Here is a 17,840-nt window from a genome sequence, read left to right as displayed (position 1 = left end):
AGATACACTATTGAAAATAGGCAGATGTTCTCTTCATTAAACTTTCGGAGGGTTCCAGCAGGTGTTTGCGTAATCGGATAAATTACCTGTAAGATAAGGCAGGGTGTTTTTGTTGTTAACAGAGACAGCAACAACCTCAGTGCTGATAGGTTCAGCTTTTAAGAAACAGCAATTATTGCATGACAGTACGGTCATGCACATACCACCATCGCATCCTTTTTGACCGCCATGATGTTTCTGCGGCATATTAGCCATATGATGACAGCATTCTTTCGACATGTTATTCACCGGCTCCGCTTTCCCTTGTATTGTGGAAATGAGCACCATAAAAACTAACATGATAAAGGCGATTGCTTTCATTGAACCTTGAAACGGATTATGATGAAAAATAGTATCAAATGATTTGAAATTAATTTTTCCACTATTATAAAGAAACCCGAGCCTGAAGATTTCACTTGTTATTTAATCCAATAAAATCCCACCCTTAAAAATAACTGAGTACTTTTATTTTTCATATGCTGCTATCCTCATTTACAACTCATGGAAGAAAAATTGGATGCCACCCAGGTTATATTATTAGAATGGAACTTTTTAGATAAAAACACAATACGATTATATTTTGAAAGGGTTCCACTTTATTACTATTCGATAGACTTTAGCCAAAAGCCAGATAGGAATAACGTATTTACCGACTATGGATACCTTGAACTTATTTTGCAGGGAGCGTATGATGACTTTTATACAGAGGGTTTGCAAAGTTTTGTTGGAGAAGACGATGTGGTAATAAAGGAAGATTCCCTCAATAAGATCGATTTTGGGGACGGCCGACTTGATCAGCAACAAGATTGGTCAAGCGGCTTTTACATTAAATTTAATAAAAAAGAGGTCAATTATATTCCTTTAGAATTAGACAAGTGGAAAATAATGTACCAGGATGCTGTATTAAATTATGCTGAAATTCACGAAGAGCAATGGCAATCCCTTGAGATGAAATTTTTCAGCTGGTTTAAAACGATTACAGAACAAATAATTACATCTAAACTACCGTCAAACCCATCCCAAGAATTATTAAATTATAATAAATGGATCTTTACCGAGCTTCAAAGATTTGAGCAAAGCATAAGAAAAGAGAGGGTTAAAAGGGACGCTTTGTTAAAAAATGATAATTCGCCGGTATTAGTCCATAAAAGCCCAAAAGCAAAAGAAACGCAACGAAAGATTAACCTTAGCATTTTAGGTTTTTGGGAAGGATTAAAAAAGCGTTGGAATTGACCCTATGATCGGCGGCAAACATTGTAACCCGCAATCCTGTTTCAAGGTTGAAGTTTTATATCTACTTATTTACAGCATCCCTTTGCTTTTAAGCTATTATTTATAATTTAGTGTCCAAAATACAATTAATCCCCAAACGATATTATGTCATCAATAAAATCACAAGGGGCTAAGGTTTATAAGTGTACAATGCTTGCTATCCTGATGCTGGCTACGCTAAAACCCTTTGCCCAAACCCGCCAAAAACTCGACTTTGATAAAAGCTGGCGCTTTAACCTTGGCGCTGTTGAAAGCGGCGAAAAGGTAACCCTTAATGATAGCAAATGGCGCGTATTAAACCTGCCGCACGATTGGAGTATTGAAGGCACGTTTTCAAAAGATAACCCTGCCACGCCCGAAGGCGGCGCTTTACCCGGCGGCATTGGCTGGTACCGCAAAACATTTACTGTTCCGGCAGCCTCAAAAGGCAAACTGGTTTATATTGATTTTGATGGCGTATATCAAAAAAGCGATGTATGGATCAATGGGCATCACCTTGGGTTCAGACCCAATGGGTATATCTCATTCAGGTATGAGCTTACCCCCTATTTAAACTTTGGCGGCAACAACGTTATAGCCGTTAAGGTTGATAACTCGGTTCAGCCAAACTCACGCTGGTATTCGGGCTCGGGTATTTACCGCCATGTGTGGCTGGTTACTACCAACAAAACCGCTATTGACCACTGGGGCACTTATGTAACCACAACTAATGTGAGCAATGCTTCTGCCAAAGTAAATGTGCAGGTGCAATTGCATAATTACCAAAAGGCGCCCGGGCTAATGATAAGCACCAAACTTTATGATGCTGCCGGTAAACCGGTATCATTAGCCGGCGAAGCTTTATCTGCAGCAAAAAGCAAGGATACTGCACTAACTGTGGCTCATACACTCACTGTTAAAAACCCGGTGCTTTGGTCGGTAGACAAACCTTACTTATATAAAGCGGTTACCCAACTAATTGAAGGCAAAACGGTATTGGATGAATATACTACAACCGTCGGGATCCGTTATTTTAATTTTGATGCAGATAAAGGTTTTAGCCTGAATGGTAAACCAATGAAAATCCTGGGCGTATGTGATCACCATGACCTGGGAAGCCTCGGGGCTGCTGTTAATACGCGCGCGCTTGAACGCCAGTTGCAAATGCTAAAGGCTATGGGTTGCAATGGCATCCGTACCTCGCACAACCCTCCGGCCCCCGAACTGCTTGATCTTTGCGATAAAATGGGCTTCATAGTAATGGATGAAGCTTTTGATTGCTGGGAATGGAAAAAGGCTACTTATGACTATCACCTGTATTTTAAAGAATGGCATAAACGCGATCTGGAAGATCAGGTAAAACGCGACCGCAATCACCCCAGCATCATGATCTGGAGTATTGGTAACGAGATTCCTCAACAGGCCGATAGCAGCGCATTGCGTATTGCTCCCGAACTGGCTGCCATTGTTCACAGCTTGGATAAAACCCGCCCGCTTACCACCGCTAATGATCGCCCTGATACCACAAACAAAATTGTAAAATCGGGAGCTATTGATTTGATTGGTTATAACTATCACCAGTTTGATTATGCTAAATTTCATGACCGTTACCCGGGTAAAAAGTTCATTGCTACCGAAACTACCTCGGGTTTGGAAACCCGTGGTTATTATGAAATGCCATCGGATAGCATCAGGGTTTGGCCAACAAGCTATGATAAACCTTTTTTAAGAGAAGGCAATAATGTTTCGGCCTATGACAACACCCGACCACCATGGGGCTCAACCCATGAAATGACCTGGAAGGTGATGAAAAAGTACGACTTCCTTTCGGGCATGTTCATCTGGACCGGTTTCGATTACCTGGGCGAGCCAACCCCATACTCATGGCCATCGCGCAGCTCTTACTTCGGGATAATTGACCTGGCAGGCTTCCCTAAGGATGTATATTATATGTACCAAAGTGAGTGGACAAACAAACCGGTACTGCACATATTCCCTCACTGGAACTGGGAACCAGGTAAAATGATCGATATCTGGGCATATTATAATAATGCCGACGAAGTTGAGCTTTACCTGAACGGCAAGTCATTAGGTATTCAAAAGAAAACCGGCGACGACCTGCATGTAATGTGGCGCGTAAAATATGAACCGGGCACCTTAAAAGCGGTATCCCGTAAAAATGGCAAAACGGTATTAACCCGCGAGATCCATACCGCCGGTGCCCCTGCCAAAATTGAGCTGATTGCAGATCGTTCCCAAATCAAGGCCGATGGCAAAGATTTATCATTTATCACTGTAAAAATCCTGGATAAGGACGGCAATGTTGTACCTGATGCCGATAATAAAGTAAACTTTAAAATTAACGGCGAAGGTTTTATTGCCAGTGTTGATAACGGCGATCCGGTTAGCCATGATCCGTTCAAAGCAGATTACCGTAAGGCATTCCATGGCTTGGCCTTAGCCATTGTGCAGGCCAAAGAAAAAGCCGGCACGATTACATTAACCGCTTCGGCTGATGGCTTACAAGGCAGTACTTTGGTATTGAAAAGCAGATAACCTCCCCCAACCCTCTCCTTTGGAGAGGGAGCTTAACGCAAAACAAAACCCATCCTTTTGAGATGGGTTTTGTTTTTTTATCTAAGCGGTTTTGCCGACATCTTACTTCTAATGACATACTGATTACCAATTACAAGCACCGGCGTAAAAATGTATCAGTGTTCCCCACTTCTGTATAAATTGCCCTGCGCTTGTCCCCCTAATTTTGTCCTAACATTTAAAACAATAACAATGGCAAAGACAATTTTCATTACCGGCGCATCACGTGGCTTCGGTAAATTATGGGCCGAAGCATTATTGCAAAGAGGCGATAAAGTAGTAGCAACTGCTCGTGATTTGAGCACTCTGGATGACCTGGTAAATAAATATGGCGATAACATTTTACCGCTGCAACTGGATGTTAATGATCGCGCAGCAGATTTTGCAGCCATCAGCAAAGCAAAAGAACATTTCGGTAGTATTGATGTACTGATCAATAACGCAGGTTACGGCTTATTCGGCAGCATTGAAGAAACTACAGAGCAGGAAGCCCGTGAGCAAATGGAAACCAACTTTTTTGGTTTACTATGGCTATCACAAGCTGTGTTACCTGTAATGCGCGAGCAAGGCCAAGGCCACATCATCCAGCTTTCGAGTGTACTGGGTTTGGTTACCCTGCCAGTATTGGGTATATACAATGCATCTAAGTTTGCAGTAGAAGGTTTAAGTGAAACCCTGGCGGCCGAAGTAAAAGGTTTCGGTATTAATGTTTCGCTTATTGAGCCTAATGGCTTTGCAACAGATTGGGCAGGTGCTTCTGCTGCACAAACAACAGCAATGCCCGAATACGATGCCGTACGCGCCGCTTTCCAGGCAGGCTTAACCGACGATATTTTCGGCGTACCGGAAGCCACTACAGATGCCGTGCTGAAACTGATTGACAGCGAAAACCCTCCGCTACGTTTGTTCCTTGGGAAATATGCGCAGCCCTGGGTTAAACAAACCTATGAAGGCCGTGCCGCCGAGTGGGATAGCTGGAGCGAAATAGCTAACGCTGCACACGGTAAATAATTAATATTATATAAAGGCTGTTAATCTTTAGCTTCAGGCTTTGCACGCTCAGCTTTTATATAAATGTATTCTGCTGACATAATCTACGCCGTAATTCGGCGTAGATTTGTTTAACTTTATTCATCATGCAGCATTTTAAAAATTTGACCGACATGCACCGCGCTAACGGTTTCCCGATGCCGGAGAACCCGCTCTTCAGCCTGTACAGGTGCACCCATACCTGCGGGTTTGGCGACAGGGAATTTACTTCTGATTTTTACATGATCGGGTTTAAAAAACTTAAAGCCGGCCAAATTATGTATGGCCGTACCAAATACGATCACGATAACGGCAGCATGATGTTCATTAAGCCCCGCCAGGTAATTCAGTTTAACAGTGTGGAGTATGACGAGGACGCGTTTATCATGTTCATTCACGAGGATTTCCTGAACGGCCACTTCCTGCATAATGAAATAAGCAAATATGCTTTTTTTGATTACGAAGCAAACGAAGCCCTGCACCTTTCACCGTCGGAAGAGCAGATCATGTGGGACCTCTATTACAAGATAGAAGCCGAATACCGTAACAATACCGATGAGTACAGCCGCGATATTATGCTCACCCATATTGATTCGATCCTAAAATATTCACAACGGTTTTACAAACGCCAGTTTATTAACCGTACAGAGCTTTCGGGTAAAACCGTATCAAAGTTTAATGAAGTGCTGGCGGCTTACTTTAAAAACGGACTGCTGTTAACCCAGGGGTTGCCATCTGTTAATGCATTGGCATCACAGCTTAATTTATCTCCCCGATACCTAAGTGACATGCTGAAGCAGGAAACAGGAAAAACGGCAATAGAACTGATACATATTTATCTTATAAACGAGGCAAAAAACCGGCTTAAAAGTGATTACCAAAGCGTTTCTGAGATAGCTTATGAACTCGGCTTTGAAAATCTCCCGTATTTTTCGCGGTTGTTTAAAAAGGAAACAGGTATCAGTCCTAACCAGTTTAAAAAACAGCTGGTTAACTAACAGCGTTTAGTTGGCTGTTTCGCAGTTTTTATTTTGCTTAGCTTTCGCCAAAAGCGGATCGGCCGAGTTTTGAGTGATTTCCTGGCAGGTAATTTTGTTTACATATCCGGCCTGGGTGCTAACAACGCTTACGTAATTTACTTTTCCTTCTACAACAGTTATTGTTAACGGTTCCGATTTTTTTCCGTTTGAGATCCCGCCGCTTACCACGCTTACCGTGTGCTGGCCTTCGGCTAAATCATGTATCGAGAATGATTTGTTTTTTAGTTTACAAACCAGCTTGTCATCGATATAAAACCTGTAATTAACCATTGAACCAGTATAACCGGTTACCCGGATCAGATAAACCTGCCCTGTTTTGGTTTGTGAAAAACCTTTAAAGGACATAGTCAGCATAAACGCAAAAAAAGCGAAGAATTTAATAGTTTTCATAGATATAAAGTTTAAGTAGCGTGTACCCCTAATATAGCGTTTTGAAATATCTAAATTGCATTTACTATGTTAATTGTGCATTTAGCAACGAAGTTCGGATCAGGGTTAGGATTTCCTTTTCTGATGTTGAATCTTTCTCAGCAGATAAAACGGCATAGGTGATAACCGCCATCGTTTTTTCAGGCTTTATCAATCGCCAGGTGATAAGCGTAATCTTTGTACCATTATCTTCCGACTCTTTATAAGCAGGTCCTGCCAAAAGGTTTCCATGTACCGTGGTTGCATAAGGCAAATCGGCAATCAAAAGTTTTAAATTTTCGTCCTCGCTAATTCCGTCCGGAGGAATTGCCCCGATAATATTAAAACGCAGGGTACTTTTCGATTTCGGATCAAAACAAGCTTCCTGATCTTCCCCTTCAGATTCATACTGCCAATGTGCAGGCAGGGCAATAATCAAGTTTTTATATTGATGTGTTATGAGTGGTATTTGCTTCTTTCTGAATAAATTAAACATAGCAGGGAGTAATTGTTCAAATTCAAGTTTACTAAAATAACTATTTTAAATTCTGTAGAAAATCTGTAGATATAAAGTTATGTTAAGTTTCCGTTAATAGGCCTTTCGGAATAAAACGAATTTGTAATTTTGGCTACAATCGTTTTCTTATGAAACTAAAATTCATCGCCGGCATTGCTCTTTTAAGTACGGCGCTACAATCGTTCGCGCAAACTCCGGGTAAAATTGAACAAACAGGGCAGGTATTGTTACCCAACGGATGGAAGCTTAGTCCTGCCGGAAATTCGCTGCCCCTTGGTGATTTGCCGCTTAATATGCAACTGTCGTCATCAGGCAAATTACTGGCAGTTACCAATAACGGCCAAAGTACACAGTCGGTTCAGCTGATCGACCCCAAAAACGAAAAACTGCTTGATGAAGTAATAGTTAAAAAATCATGGTATGGCCTTGCTTTCAGCCGCGACGAGAAAAAATTGTATGCATCGGGCGGCAATGATAACTGGATCCTGGTATTTAACATTGCCGGCAACAAGCTTGGAACACCAGATACCATTAAGTTAGCCCCAAATGCATGGCCTAAGAATAAGGTATGCCCTACAGGTATGGTAACTAACAAAACCAACAGCCGCCTGTATTCGGTTACTAAAGAAGACAGTACGCTTTACATTATCGATCCTGATAAAAAAGACATCCTAAAACAGGTAAAACTACCTGCCGAAGCTTACAGCTGTATTTTATCGCCCGATGAAAAAACGTTGTATATTTCTTTATGGGGAGGAGATATGCTCGGCTTTTACAACATTGAAAAACAAACACTCAGCACTATCAAAACCAGCAGCCACCCTAACGAGCTGCTTTTAGATAAGAAAGGGAAATTTCTGTACGTGGCCGATGCCAACGACAATGCCGTATCTGTGGTAAATACAGCTACACATAAAATAGTTGAAACCATTTCTACTGCCCTTTACCCTACCCGCCTTACAGGTTCAACCAGTAACGGTTTGGCCTTATCGCAAAATGGGAAAACCCTTTATATAGCCAATGCGGATAATAACTGCCTTGCCGTATTTGATGTAACTATTCCGGGCAGCAGCAAAAGCAAAGGTTTTATTCCGGTTGGCTGGTACCCCACCAATGTAAAAGTGCTAGGTAGCAAAATCCTGGTATCAAACGGGAAGGGCTTTTCATCAATGGCTAACCCGAGGGGCCCACAACCAGTTAAAAAAACCGATAACAGCGGTTATAAGCAAGGTGCTATCAACAGCCGTGAGCAATATATTGGCGGCCTGTTTAAAGGTACCTTATCGTTCATCAATACCCCAACCGACGCCGAACTGAAAACTTATACCAAACAGGTTTATGCCAATACACCGTTTAGCGCTAAAGTTGAAAAAACAGCCAAAGGCGAAGAAGGCAATCCTATCCCTCGCCGGATGGGTGAAAAATCGCCTATTAAATACGTTTTCTATATCATTAAGGAAAACCGCACTTACGACCAGGTTTTAGGCGATATGCCGCAGGGCAACGGCGATACATCGCTATGTATTTTCGGTAATAAGGTAACTCCTAACCATCATGCCATTGCCAACGAATTTGTGCTCCTTGACAATTTTTACGTTGATGCCGAGGTAAGCGCCGATGGTCACAACTGGAGCATGGCAGCCTACGCTACCGATTTTGTGGAAAAAACATGGCCTACCAGCTATGGTGGCCGCGGCGGTAACTATGACTTTGAAGGTACCCGCAAAGCAGCCTACCCACGCGATGGTTTTATATGGGATTATTGCAAACGCGCAGGGGTAAGTTATCGTACCTATGGCGAGTTTGTAAGCGATGGCAACCCCGGCAAGGCAAACTTAAAATCACTTGAGGGGCATTTTTGCCTGCAGTCACCAGGATTCGATTTAAGTGTTAAAGATGTAAAACGTACCGAGATCTGGGCGCATGACTTTGATTCGTTATTGACTATAAATGCTGTACCGCACTTCAACACGGTACGCATTTCAAACGACCATACCAGCGGGCAGCGTAAAGGTGCAATATCACCCATTGCCGCTGTTGGCGATAATGACCTTGCTATTGGGCAGTTTATCGAGCATTTATCACATAGCCCTATCTGGAAAGAGTCGGTAGTGTTTATCCTGGAAGATGATGCCCAAAACGGCCCCGACCATATTGACGCTCACCGCTCACCTGTATTTGTTGCAGGGCCTTATGTAAAACGCAATGCGGTTATCCACGGCATGTATTCAACATCGGGCGTTTTGCGTACCATGGAGCTTATTTTAGGTTTACCTCCAATGAGCCAATATGACGCAGCCGCTATGCCGTTGTACGATTGCTTTACGAGCAAGCCAGATTTTACGCCATATACTGCCAAACCTGCACAGGTTGATCTGGAACAGCGCAACATAGCTGTAAACGAAAGCAGCAAACGTTCTGAACTGTTCAATTTTGCTAAAGAAGACGCAGCGCCTGACATCGACCTGAATGAAGTGGTTTGGAAGTACGTAAAAGGTGAATCATCTGTCATGCCCGCGCCAAAAAGGAGTGCATTTGTAATTTTAGAACCTAAAAAAGAACAGGATGATGATTGATTTGTTAACTTCGTTCAACCGGAAGTTGTCCAATTAACGAATCCTTTATATATTGGTTTAAAGCCCGGCCTTAATTTATAAAAGCCGGGCTTTAACATTAATTATACTCCCATGATCACTCATTTAGAAAACGAGCACATTAAAGTAGCTATCGACACCAAAGGCGCACAGCTTAGTTCATTTATCAATAAGGCCACAGGCGTTGAACACATGTGGCAGGCCGATGAAAAAATTTGGCCGTGGCATGCTCCTAACCTTTTTCCAATTGTTGGCGGCCTGATCAATAATGAGCTTCTGGTTAATGGTGAAAAATATGCTATGTCGCGCCATGGGTTTGCGAGGCAGTCGGAGTTTTTTTTATTGGAGTCGGATGAAGCGTCGGCGAGTTATTCGTTGCCTAATTGTGAAAACACGCTAAAAGTTTATCCTTTTAAATTTGATTTTCAGATCCTGTATCATCTTATTGATAACGCGCTCCGCATAACTTATAAAGTGATCAACCTTGATAAAAAATCGATATATTTTTCTGTTGGCGGGCACCCCGCTTTTAACGTTCCTTTTAACAAAGGCGAAAGCTATGAAGACTATTACCTGGAGTTTGAAACCGAAGAACATTTTGACACTCATCTTTTATCAAAAGATGGCTTTTTTAACGGTGTAACACATCCTGTACCAACTCCTAATAAAAAGCTTTATTTAACCCGCGATCTGTTTAATGACGATGCCCTTGTTTTTAAAGATTTAAAATCGAGGATGGTAACTATTAAAAGCGACAAGCATGATCAAACCCTGGCGCTTGAATTTCCGCATTTCAATTATCTTGGTTTATGGGCTAAACCCGGAGCCGATTTTGTTTGTATAGAACCATGGCTTGGCTGCGCAGATACAGAAGGCAAACATGTAGATATTAAAGAAAAAGAGGCTATCCAAAAATTAAGCGTAGGACATGTTTTTGAATCGGCTTATTTTGTTTGCTTATAAACATTTTGGTTACAATAATTTTATACTTAGATAAAACATTTTTCACACTTTTTCTCTTTCATAGAAAGAACCACTTAAATTATTAAAACTATGAAAACTAAAGTTTATTTATTAGCTCTTACCTTGCTGTTGTCATTTAGTGCTTTAAATACATTTGCCGCTGACAGCCACGCGCTTACCCCGCTAAGCAAGGAAGAAATAGCAACCATGACAACCGAGCAAAAACAAGCCCGTGTTGAGGAAATAAAAGCCCGTGTTAATGAGATCAAAGCAATGGACAAATCGCAGCTTACCAAAGAGGAGCGTAAAGAATTGCGTACAGAACTTAAAGGGATGAAAAAAGAAGCCAATGCCCTTGGCGGTGGCGGCATTTACCTTTCATTAGGTGCTATCATTATCATTATTTTGGTATTGATCCTGATTTTATAATTTAAATTACTTTTTGTAATAAAAACGCCCCGACGAAAATCGGGGCGTTTTTTGTTGGGTTTGTTTTATAAATGACGTTTCCACCGCGTCATTGCGAGGCACGAAGCAATCGCGAACTATACAAGACGACTCTGTAGGTCGGGGATTGCTTCGTACCTCGCAATGACGCTTTTTTTATCCGCGAATAACACCCTGATATGGTGAAAACAAAAAAGCCTCTGGACATTCCCAGAGGCCTTCAATATATCTTAATTAATTACTTTATTATTTTTTGCTGCTATCAGCTTTAGGAGCAGGCGCAGTAGTAGATGGCGTTAACGCCGGAGTTGCTGATGGAACCGAGTTAGTTGGTTTTGAAGCTTTTTCTATTTGCTCACGCAGTGCAGGGTTATCTGCATTTGTAGATGAACCTCCTTTTACGGCTACGTTAATAGCCAATGACAATACCATCAGGGCGATAGCTAAAGCCCAGGTACCTTTTTCTAAAAAATCGCCGGTTTTTTGTACACCCATTAATTGTGATGAGCTTGAAAAATTTGATGCCAAACCACCGCCTTTAGGGTTTTGGATAAGTACGATAAGCCCTAACAGAGCGCATACAATTACGGTAACAATGATTAAAACGATATACATTTCTTTATATTAATTAGTTTTCTTTTCTAACTGCTCAATTTGGCTTGCAAAGTAACGGCTTTTTTCCGGGAATTTCAAGATCAATTTTTTGTAAGTTGCAATAGCCTTGTGATATAACATCTGGTCAATGTAAATCTGGGCTAAAGTTTCACTTACCAGGTCATTTCTGTCTTCCGAGCTCTTCTTTGCCTTATTTTCATTATCGAGCTTATCAATAGATGGCGGCCTGATCTGTGGTTCCTCCTTAATAAATTTCTCAATGATGAGGTCTTCCTTCCTTTTTATCTCCGGCACATCCGGCTGAGGGGTTTTCTCCAGCTCCTCAAGAGATTGCGAATGGAAGATATTTTCGTAATACTGATGCTGTAATGCATCCGCAGTTTGATTATCAGCGGCTGCAGGTGCACTCGGCGAGGCTACCGTTTCAATATTATAAGGCTGATAAGTTGATGCATATTCTTTACGGGTTTTATCTAACCACCACATAAAGGTATAAGGCATCTTTTCGTCGTTGTACTTTGACAATACCTCGTGCTGCCCGGCCGTTGCAGTTTCCGTTTGCTGTAAATTAGCTTCCTGCAAGGCAACCTTATCTTCGGCTCTTGTATCAGCAACCGAATTATCAAACAAAAAATAATCGGTTGATGCAATGTTACTGATGATCCATTTTTCAGTCACATCGTCTTTTAACTGCCTGGTTTCGTCTGGAACCAGCGGCGGCATAAGAAGTTCCGCGTCGGCAACATCTTCATTTTTATCGCTTGGTTCCGGTTCAGCTTCAACATGGGTAGCAGGTTCGTTCGCATTGACCCCACCGATACTTATGTTTTCAATCCCAACAATTTCATCATAAACCTCATCATCTATATCATGTGCGGATGAAACTGGTTGCGGTTCAGTTATCGCCGGCGTATCGGTTACCACGTCCTGCTTATGCTCGTCGGCAATGGTGAAATCAAAACTGGTTATTTCCTCAGTTGAAGTGAACGCTGTATCTTCCGGTATCGGCGGTAAAGCATCCTCCTGGTCATCAGCTGAGCCTATACTGAAATAGTTTTCGGAAGCCGGAGTATTGTTTACAGCCACAGGCTCAAGCAGGTTAATCACCTGTGATGCATTTACCTGAGCAAGGCCTTCTGGTTCGTGAATTAACTTGTGTAATAAAACAGGCTTGTAATAAACTGCCGCACGCTGCACATCTTTAACCGAACCTGCATGGGCAAGCAAAGCACGCAAAATACCGCTTTGCGGATAGGCATCAACCAACTGTTGCAGGTTATAACCATAAAAAGAACCTGTTTCGGCCGGATTAGCCAACAGTTCATCTAATATTTCGTATTGCCTGCTATTCAAATATTGATCCACGTGGTTGAAAATACAAATTGCCTACCAATTAGAGAAGGCCGCGTTAAAAATATCGTCAATTAATTGTTTATTAATTTGCTGAATAAGTGCCTGCTCCTGCGAAGAAATATCCCCCCGGTAATCGGCAAACTTAGTAAAACTTTGCTCAAAACTAAGCTTTTTATCTGCCGGAGTTTTCGCGGCATCAAATGAAAATTTAACACGAACGGTAATAGTAAGCCTGTTAGCATCAGCAATTGGTGCCACATTATTCGATGTTGCTTGAATAGATGCCGGAGCAATAGAATAACCGGTAATAGCGCCCGACATGGTTGCATCGGCCTCGCCGCGGACTAAGCTTAGGCTGGTTTGTGTACGAACCCTGTCTTTTAACGCTTCGGTGAAAGTTTGGCTCAGATTATTAACCACCAGCGCAGCATTGTTTTCAAAGAACTGAACATTGAGGGTCTTCAAAGTGGGCGGGATTGATTGATTTTTGAGAGTGTAACATGATGGACACATAAGCACCAACACACACACTGAAATAATTCCCAAAAGTTTTTTCATCAATTTTATAAGTTTAGTTCTTTTATTTTCCTGTATAACGTACGCTCAGAAATCCCCAGTTCATTAGCGGCCAGCTTGCGTTTGCCTTTATGTTTTTTCAACGCCTTACGGATCAGGTCCGATTCTTTTTCAATCAGCGACAGTGATTCTTCTACCTCTTCGGCATCGTGCGTTATATTAAAACCGTCGATAGTACTACTGCTATTGCTGCTGCTGTTTGTAACGGTATTAACGGGTTGTTGCAAGGTAAATTGTGGCTCGTTGGTACCATGCAGTTCAATATCGCGATAAAGCTGATTTAATGTCTGCGGATTATTGGCATAATGCGGCGAAACACCTCCATGCTCAATAATATCGGCTACCAGCTTTTTCAACTCCACCATATCACGCTTCATATCAAACAGCACTTTATACAGGATATCACGCTCAGAAAAATCTTCCTTAGGCTGATTCTCCAGGCGCATCGGCAGGTTACGTGTGCCGGCCTCATGAGGAATATATGTAAGCAGGGTTTGAGCAGTAATGATCCTGTCGCGCTCAAGTACGGCCAATTGTTCGGCCATGTTTTTCAACTGCCTTACGTTACCCGGCCACGAATAATTTGTTAATACCTGTTGAGCATCATCATCCAGCTGAATTGGCGGTGTGCGGTATTTATCAGTAAAATCAGCTGTAAACTTGCGGAACAGCAGAAATACATCCTCTTTCCTGTCGCGCAATGGCGGTATTTTTAAGGGCACCGTATTTAAACGATAGTAAAGGTCTTCACGAAATTTGCCGTTCTTTACCGCATCGTATACATCAACGTTTGTAGCAGCAATAACCCGCACGTTAGTTTTTTCAACTTTCGACGAACCTACTTTGATATACTGTCCCGATTCAAGCACCCTTAGCAAACGGGCCTGGGTACCAAGCGGCATTTCAGCAATCTCATCTAAAAATATGGTGCCACCATTTACCGTTTCAAAATAACCTTTACGTTCGCCAACGGCACCGGTATAGGCACCTTTTTCGTGACCGAAAAGCTCCGAATCGATAGTACCTTCAGGTATTGCACCGCAGTTTACCGCAATAAATGGCCCATGTTTACGCGGGCTCATCTGGTGTATGATGTGCGAAAAAACCTCCTTACCACTACCACTCTCACCGGTAATTAATACCGAAATATCAGTAGGCGAAACCTGATTTGCTATAGTTATAGCCCGGTTAAGCAATGGCGAATTGCCAATGATCCCGAAGCGTTGTTTTATTTCCTGTACTTCCATGTTAAAAAAGATTCAAGAAGTCAAGAGTCAGGAAGCAAGATTTGAGCAGAGAAGCCTTCTACCCAAATATAACTTCTTATATACATCTTGTCTTTTATATAAGATCATGTTTTTATTCATCATCAGAGTTCAAAATGTATTCTCTAAAAGAGAATATCATTTTTTGAACTTCAACAACAAGGTCTAAACATTCCTTTAATTTCTCTTTAGAGCCGTAGCCCCTTCGTTCACATATTAATAATTGTGTCTCTACTTCAAAAGATGAGGTAAGGGACGTGGTTAAGAATTCGGCAAAATGTGCTTTAGTTCTTTTACCTGAACCTTCCGCTATGTTAGACGGAACTGAACAGGAACACCTATTTAATTGGTCAATCAGATTATATCTTTCCTCGATAGGTAATGCTTTACAATAATCATAAGTTAAATCAGTAAGCTCCATCGACTTTTGCCAAATCTTCAAGCTCTTAAAATTATGCCTCATCATTATCTTAGTCTTATTCTCTTTATCGTCTTTCTTGATTCCTGAATCTTGACTTCTTGCCTCTATACGACGCGGCCGATCAACGTAGCTGTTGTGCTGCGTTCGATAAGTACGTTAACGTATTCTCCTGGTTTGTAGCCTTCTCCAACAGGGAAAATTACCATCGCGTTTTGATCGCTGCGGCCGCAATAGTCTTTGTCTGATTTTTTAGAGAAACCCTCAATCAGTACGCGCTCTACCCTGCCTATGCGGGCCTGCATCCTGTAAAATGAATACTCCTGCTGCTTGGCTACTATTTCGGTTAAGCGCTTTTGTTTTACCTCTTCAGGGATATCATCCGCGTAACGCTTTGCCGCTAAAGTACCCGGTCTTTCACTATATTTAAACATGTAGGCAAAATCATACTTCACGTAATCCATCATGCTTACAGTATCCTTGTGTTCCTCATCCGTTTCGCTGCAAAAACCGGTAATTACATCGGTTGATATTGCGCAATCAGGGATGATGCGACGGATAGCGTCGATCCTGTTGATGTACCACTCACGATCGTAAGTACGGTTCATCAGGTCAAGGATGCGGCTGTTGCCTGATTGTACCGGCAGGTGGATATAGTTACAGATGTTATCGTATTTATTAATGGCATAAAGCACCTCATCGGTAATATCCTTTGGATGCGAGGTTGAAAACCTAACCCGCAGATCAGGGCTGATCAAGGCTACCATCTCCAGCAGGTTGGCGAAATTGGTTTCAGCTTCTGATACTGAACTTATAGCATCCGACTCAGAACCTTCAGCTTTCGACTTCCACTTATATGAATCCACATTTTGGCCTAACAAAGTAACCTCGCGGTAGCCTTTATCAAACAAGTCCTGGCATTCGGCTACTATTGATTTCGGATCGCGGCTGCGTTCGCGGCCACGGGTAAATGGCACCACGCAAAACGAACACATGTTATCGCATCCGCGCATAATTGATACGAAAGCGTTAATGCCATTGCTATTTAAACGTACCGGGCTGATATCGGCATAAGTTTCCTCTCGCGACAGCAATACGTTAACCGCTTTTTGCCCATCGTCAACCCGATCAATCAGGTTTGGCAAATCGCGGTATGCATCCGGACCAACAACAACGTCAACTAATTTTTCTTCTTCCAGGAATTTTGATTTAAGACGTTCGGCCATGCAGCCCAACACACCTACTACCAGTCCCGGATTTTTTACTTTGGCAACGGTAAATTCCTTTAAGCGGTTTCGTACGCGCTGTTCAGCGTTTTCGCGGATAGAACAGGTGTTGATGAAAATAACATCGGCAACGCTATAATCGGGCGTAGTTTCAAAACCACGTTCAGCCAAAATAGAAGCCACAATCTCACTATCAGAAAAGTTCATGGCACAGCCATAACTTTCAATATAAAGCTTGCGACCATTGTTTTTAGCTGCTTCGGCTTTTAACATTAACGCCTCACCCTGCCTGCTCTCATCATGTGTTTTATCCGGAATAAGCAAATCCATCATTTATATAAAAAATTAGTTTGCAAAAATAAACAAAATTTAAATACCTAAATGACATATTGTCAGTATTAAATAAAATCGCGTTTTACTTTTACAAAAAACGGGTAATACAGCTGTATTACCCGTTCATTAAAGCCGGTTTTTAACTAAAACTTACTATAAGGCAACCGTGCTGGTATTATTGATTTGCCAGATAGCTGCGCCACCAGTAGGAAAACTAACGCCTTTGGTGCTTCCTTTAACGCCATTATCCTGACCAAAATAATATAACGGGTGCCCCTTATAAACCAATTGCATTTGCCCGAAAACGGTGATCACATCAAAATCGGATTTGTTTAAAATAGATGGAACGCTTTGAACCGCTGTTACCACATCAATTGGCCAAATGGCATCATGTGCGGCTACCCCTGTGCTAAACTTGTTTGTTTTAGATGCATCTTTAGTGAACAGATACAAAGTATGCCCGTTAGCATCGGTGATATACTGCGAGTTTTCGGCACCGGCAAGTCCCTTGCTGGTATATTGATTACCATCGTGCCCAATCAGCTGTGCATAGGAAACCATTACAGTGTAATCAGCCTTCGCTACAAACCATGATTTACCAACACCATCACCATTAACGTCGGTAGCGGCTACATCTTTTGCATAATAATATAAAGGCCAGCCTTTATAGGTGGTTTGTTTGTTGCCGTCGGCATTGGTGATAACGCCCAAATCGGTTGCTGATAAACCTGTGCCTATGGATGGATTTTCTTTATAAAACGCAGGCCAGACAACAGCGCAGCCACCGGTACAGGTTGAAACGTTAGCTGCATCATCAGAGAAAAGGTAAAGTGCACGGCCATTGTTGTCTGTAATAATGCTACCAAAGGTGCTGTTTGAAGTAAGCTGCACGCCGGTAACAGCCGCAGACTTGGTTGGATTGTTGTCGTGATTTTTTTTACACGATGCCACTAATAAAGTTAAGGCAATTGAGCCTGTCAGGGCTAAGTACATTTTTGTTTTCATCGGGAGTCTGAATTAGATGTTAATAATGGTTATGTAATAGATATAACGCCATCATTTTCCCGGGGGTTGCTTCGCAGTTAAGGAAAACCATTATTTAGGTTAAGTACCAGTATATAAACCAGTCTTAATAATGATGAAATAAATATGAGTTTTAACAAAAAATAAC

Annotated in this window: 17 protein-coding genes; 7 read left to right on the top strand and 10 right to left on the bottom strand. The window is 42.0% G+C overall.

Annotated features, from left to right (window positions below):
- Positions 1-36 precede the first annotated feature (36 nt).
- Positions 37-360: a hypothetical protein gene (locus tag BMX50_RS28895; RefSeq protein WP_091219151.1), complete on the bottom strand. Its 324-nt coding sequence runs from the start codon at positions 358-360 to the stop codon at positions 37-39.
- A 180-nt stretch (positions 361-540) separates the two neighbouring features.
- On the opposite strand from BMX50_RS28895, the gene BMX50_RS28890 reads away from it, so the two are divergent.
- The 4 genes from BMX50_RS28890 (at position 541) to BMX50_RS28875 (ending at position 5,912) form a co-directional block, all read left to right on the top strand.
- Entirely contained in the window at positions 541-1,272 is a 732-nt protein-coding gene (locus BMX50_RS28890; RefSeq protein ID WP_091219147.1) for a hypothetical protein, read from the top strand.
- 144 nt (positions 1,273-1,416) lie between these two features.
- Complete coding sequence (gene galB, locus BMX50_RS28885; protein WP_244281135.1) at positions 1,417-3,846, top strand: beta-galactosidase GalB; 2,430 nt, start codon at positions 1,417-1,419, stop codon at positions 3,844-3,846.
- A 231-nt stretch (positions 3,847-4,077) separates the two neighbouring features.
- Positions 4,078-4,896, top strand: a complete 819-nt coding sequence (locus BMX50_RS28880) for an SDR family NAD(P)-dependent oxidoreductase (RefSeq protein ID WP_091219144.1) — start codon at positions 4,078-4,080, stop codon at positions 4,894-4,896.
- A 125-nt stretch (positions 4,897-5,021) separates the two neighbouring features.
- A complete protein-coding gene (locus BMX50_RS28875) occupies positions 5,022-5,912 on the top strand; it encodes a helix-turn-helix domain-containing protein (protein ID WP_091219141.1) in 891 nt (296 codons plus the stop codon).
- Positions 5,913-5,918: 6 nt separating this feature from the next.
- On the opposite strand, the gene BMX50_RS28870 is transcribed toward BMX50_RS28875, so the two are convergent.
- Both BMX50_RS28870 and BMX50_RS28865 read right to left on the bottom strand, forming a co-directional pair.
- Positions 5,919-6,344 carry a hypothetical protein gene (locus tag BMX50_RS28870; RefSeq protein WP_091219138.1) on the bottom strand — a complete coding sequence of 142 codons (426 nt, stop codon included), beginning with the start codon at positions 6,342-6,344 and terminating at the stop codon, positions 5,919-5,921.
- A 64-nt stretch (positions 6,345-6,408) separates the two neighbouring features.
- Entirely contained in the window at positions 6,409-6,858 is a 450-nt protein-coding gene (locus tag BMX50_RS28865) for a hypothetical protein (RefSeq protein ID WP_091219135.1), read from the bottom strand.
- Positions 6,859-7,007: 149 nt separating this feature from the next.
- Here BMX50_RS28865 and BMX50_RS28860 point away from each other — a divergent pair, with 149 nt between their 5' ends.
- From BMX50_RS28860 to BMX50_RS28850, 3 genes are all read left to right on the top strand, one after another.
- Positions 7,008-9,455, top strand: a complete 2,448-nt coding sequence (locus BMX50_RS28860; RefSeq protein ID WP_091219132.1) for a bifunctional YncE family protein/alkaline phosphatase family protein — start codon at positions 7,008-7,010, stop codon at positions 9,453-9,455.
- Between the two features lie 111 nt (positions 9,456-9,566).
- Entirely contained in the window at positions 9,567-10,436 is an 870-nt protein-coding gene (locus BMX50_RS28855) for an aldose 1-epimerase family protein (RefSeq protein WP_244281134.1), read from the top strand.
- Positions 10,437-10,526: 90 nt separating this feature from the next.
- Positions 10,527-10,865, top strand: coding sequence for a hypothetical protein (locus BMX50_RS28850; RefSeq protein WP_091219129.1), 339 nt, complete (start codon positions 10,527-10,529; stop codon positions 10,863-10,865).
- A 264-nt stretch (positions 10,866-11,129) separates the two neighbouring features.
- On the opposite strand, the gene secG is transcribed toward BMX50_RS28850, so the two are convergent.
- From secG to BMX50_RS28815, 7 genes are all read right to left on the bottom strand, one after another.
- Positions 11,130-11,498: a preprotein translocase subunit SecG gene (secG, locus tag BMX50_RS28845; protein WP_091219126.1), complete on the bottom strand. Its 369-nt coding sequence runs from the start codon at positions 11,496-11,498 to the stop codon at positions 11,130-11,132.
- A gap of 9 nt (positions 11,499-11,507) precedes the next feature.
- On the bottom strand, positions 11,508-12,863 hold the full coding sequence (locus BMX50_RS28840; RefSeq protein WP_091219123.1) for a hypothetical protein: 1,356 nt from the start codon (positions 12,861-12,863) through the stop codon (positions 11,508-11,510).
- Positions 12,864-12,884: 21 nt separating this feature from the next.
- Positions 12,885-13,409 (bottom strand): LptE family protein, encoded by a 525-nt coding sequence (locus tag BMX50_RS28835; protein WP_091219120.1) that lies wholly within the window; start codon positions 13,407-13,409, stop codon positions 12,885-12,887.
- Positions 13,410-13,414: 5 nt separating this feature from the next.
- Positions 13,415-14,674, bottom strand: a complete 1,260-nt coding sequence (locus tag BMX50_RS28830; protein ID WP_091219116.1) for a sigma-54 interaction domain-containing protein — start codon at positions 14,672-14,674, stop codon at positions 13,415-13,417.
- A gap of 112 nt (positions 14,675-14,786) precedes the next feature.
- Positions 14,787-15,158, bottom strand: a complete 372-nt coding sequence (locus BMX50_RS28825) for a four helix bundle protein (RefSeq protein ID WP_208864827.1) — start codon at positions 15,156-15,158, stop codon at positions 14,787-14,789.
- A 59-nt stretch (positions 15,159-15,217) separates the two neighbouring features.
- Positions 15,218-16,669 carry a tRNA (N6-isopentenyl adenosine(37)-C2)-methylthiotransferase MiaB gene (gene miaB / locus BMX50_RS28820; RefSeq protein ID WP_091219112.1) on the bottom strand — a complete coding sequence of 484 codons (1,452 nt, stop codon included), beginning with the start codon at positions 16,667-16,669 and terminating at the stop codon, positions 15,218-15,220.
- Between the two features lie 153 nt (positions 16,670-16,822).
- The gene (locus BMX50_RS28815) at positions 16,823-17,674 is read right to left on the bottom strand and encodes a hypothetical protein (RefSeq protein ID WP_091219109.1); all 852 of its coding nucleotides are present in this window, start codon (positions 17,672-17,674) and stop codon (positions 16,823-16,825) included.
- Positions 17,675-17,840: the final 166 nt, after the last annotated feature.

Source organism: Mucilaginibacter gossypiicola (assembly GCF_900110105.1).
GTDB classification, from domain to species: domain Bacteria; phylum Bacteroidota; class Bacteroidia; order Sphingobacteriales; family Sphingobacteriaceae; genus Mucilaginibacter; species Mucilaginibacter gossypiicola.
This window is presented reverse-complemented; position numbering and strand designations above follow the sequence as displayed.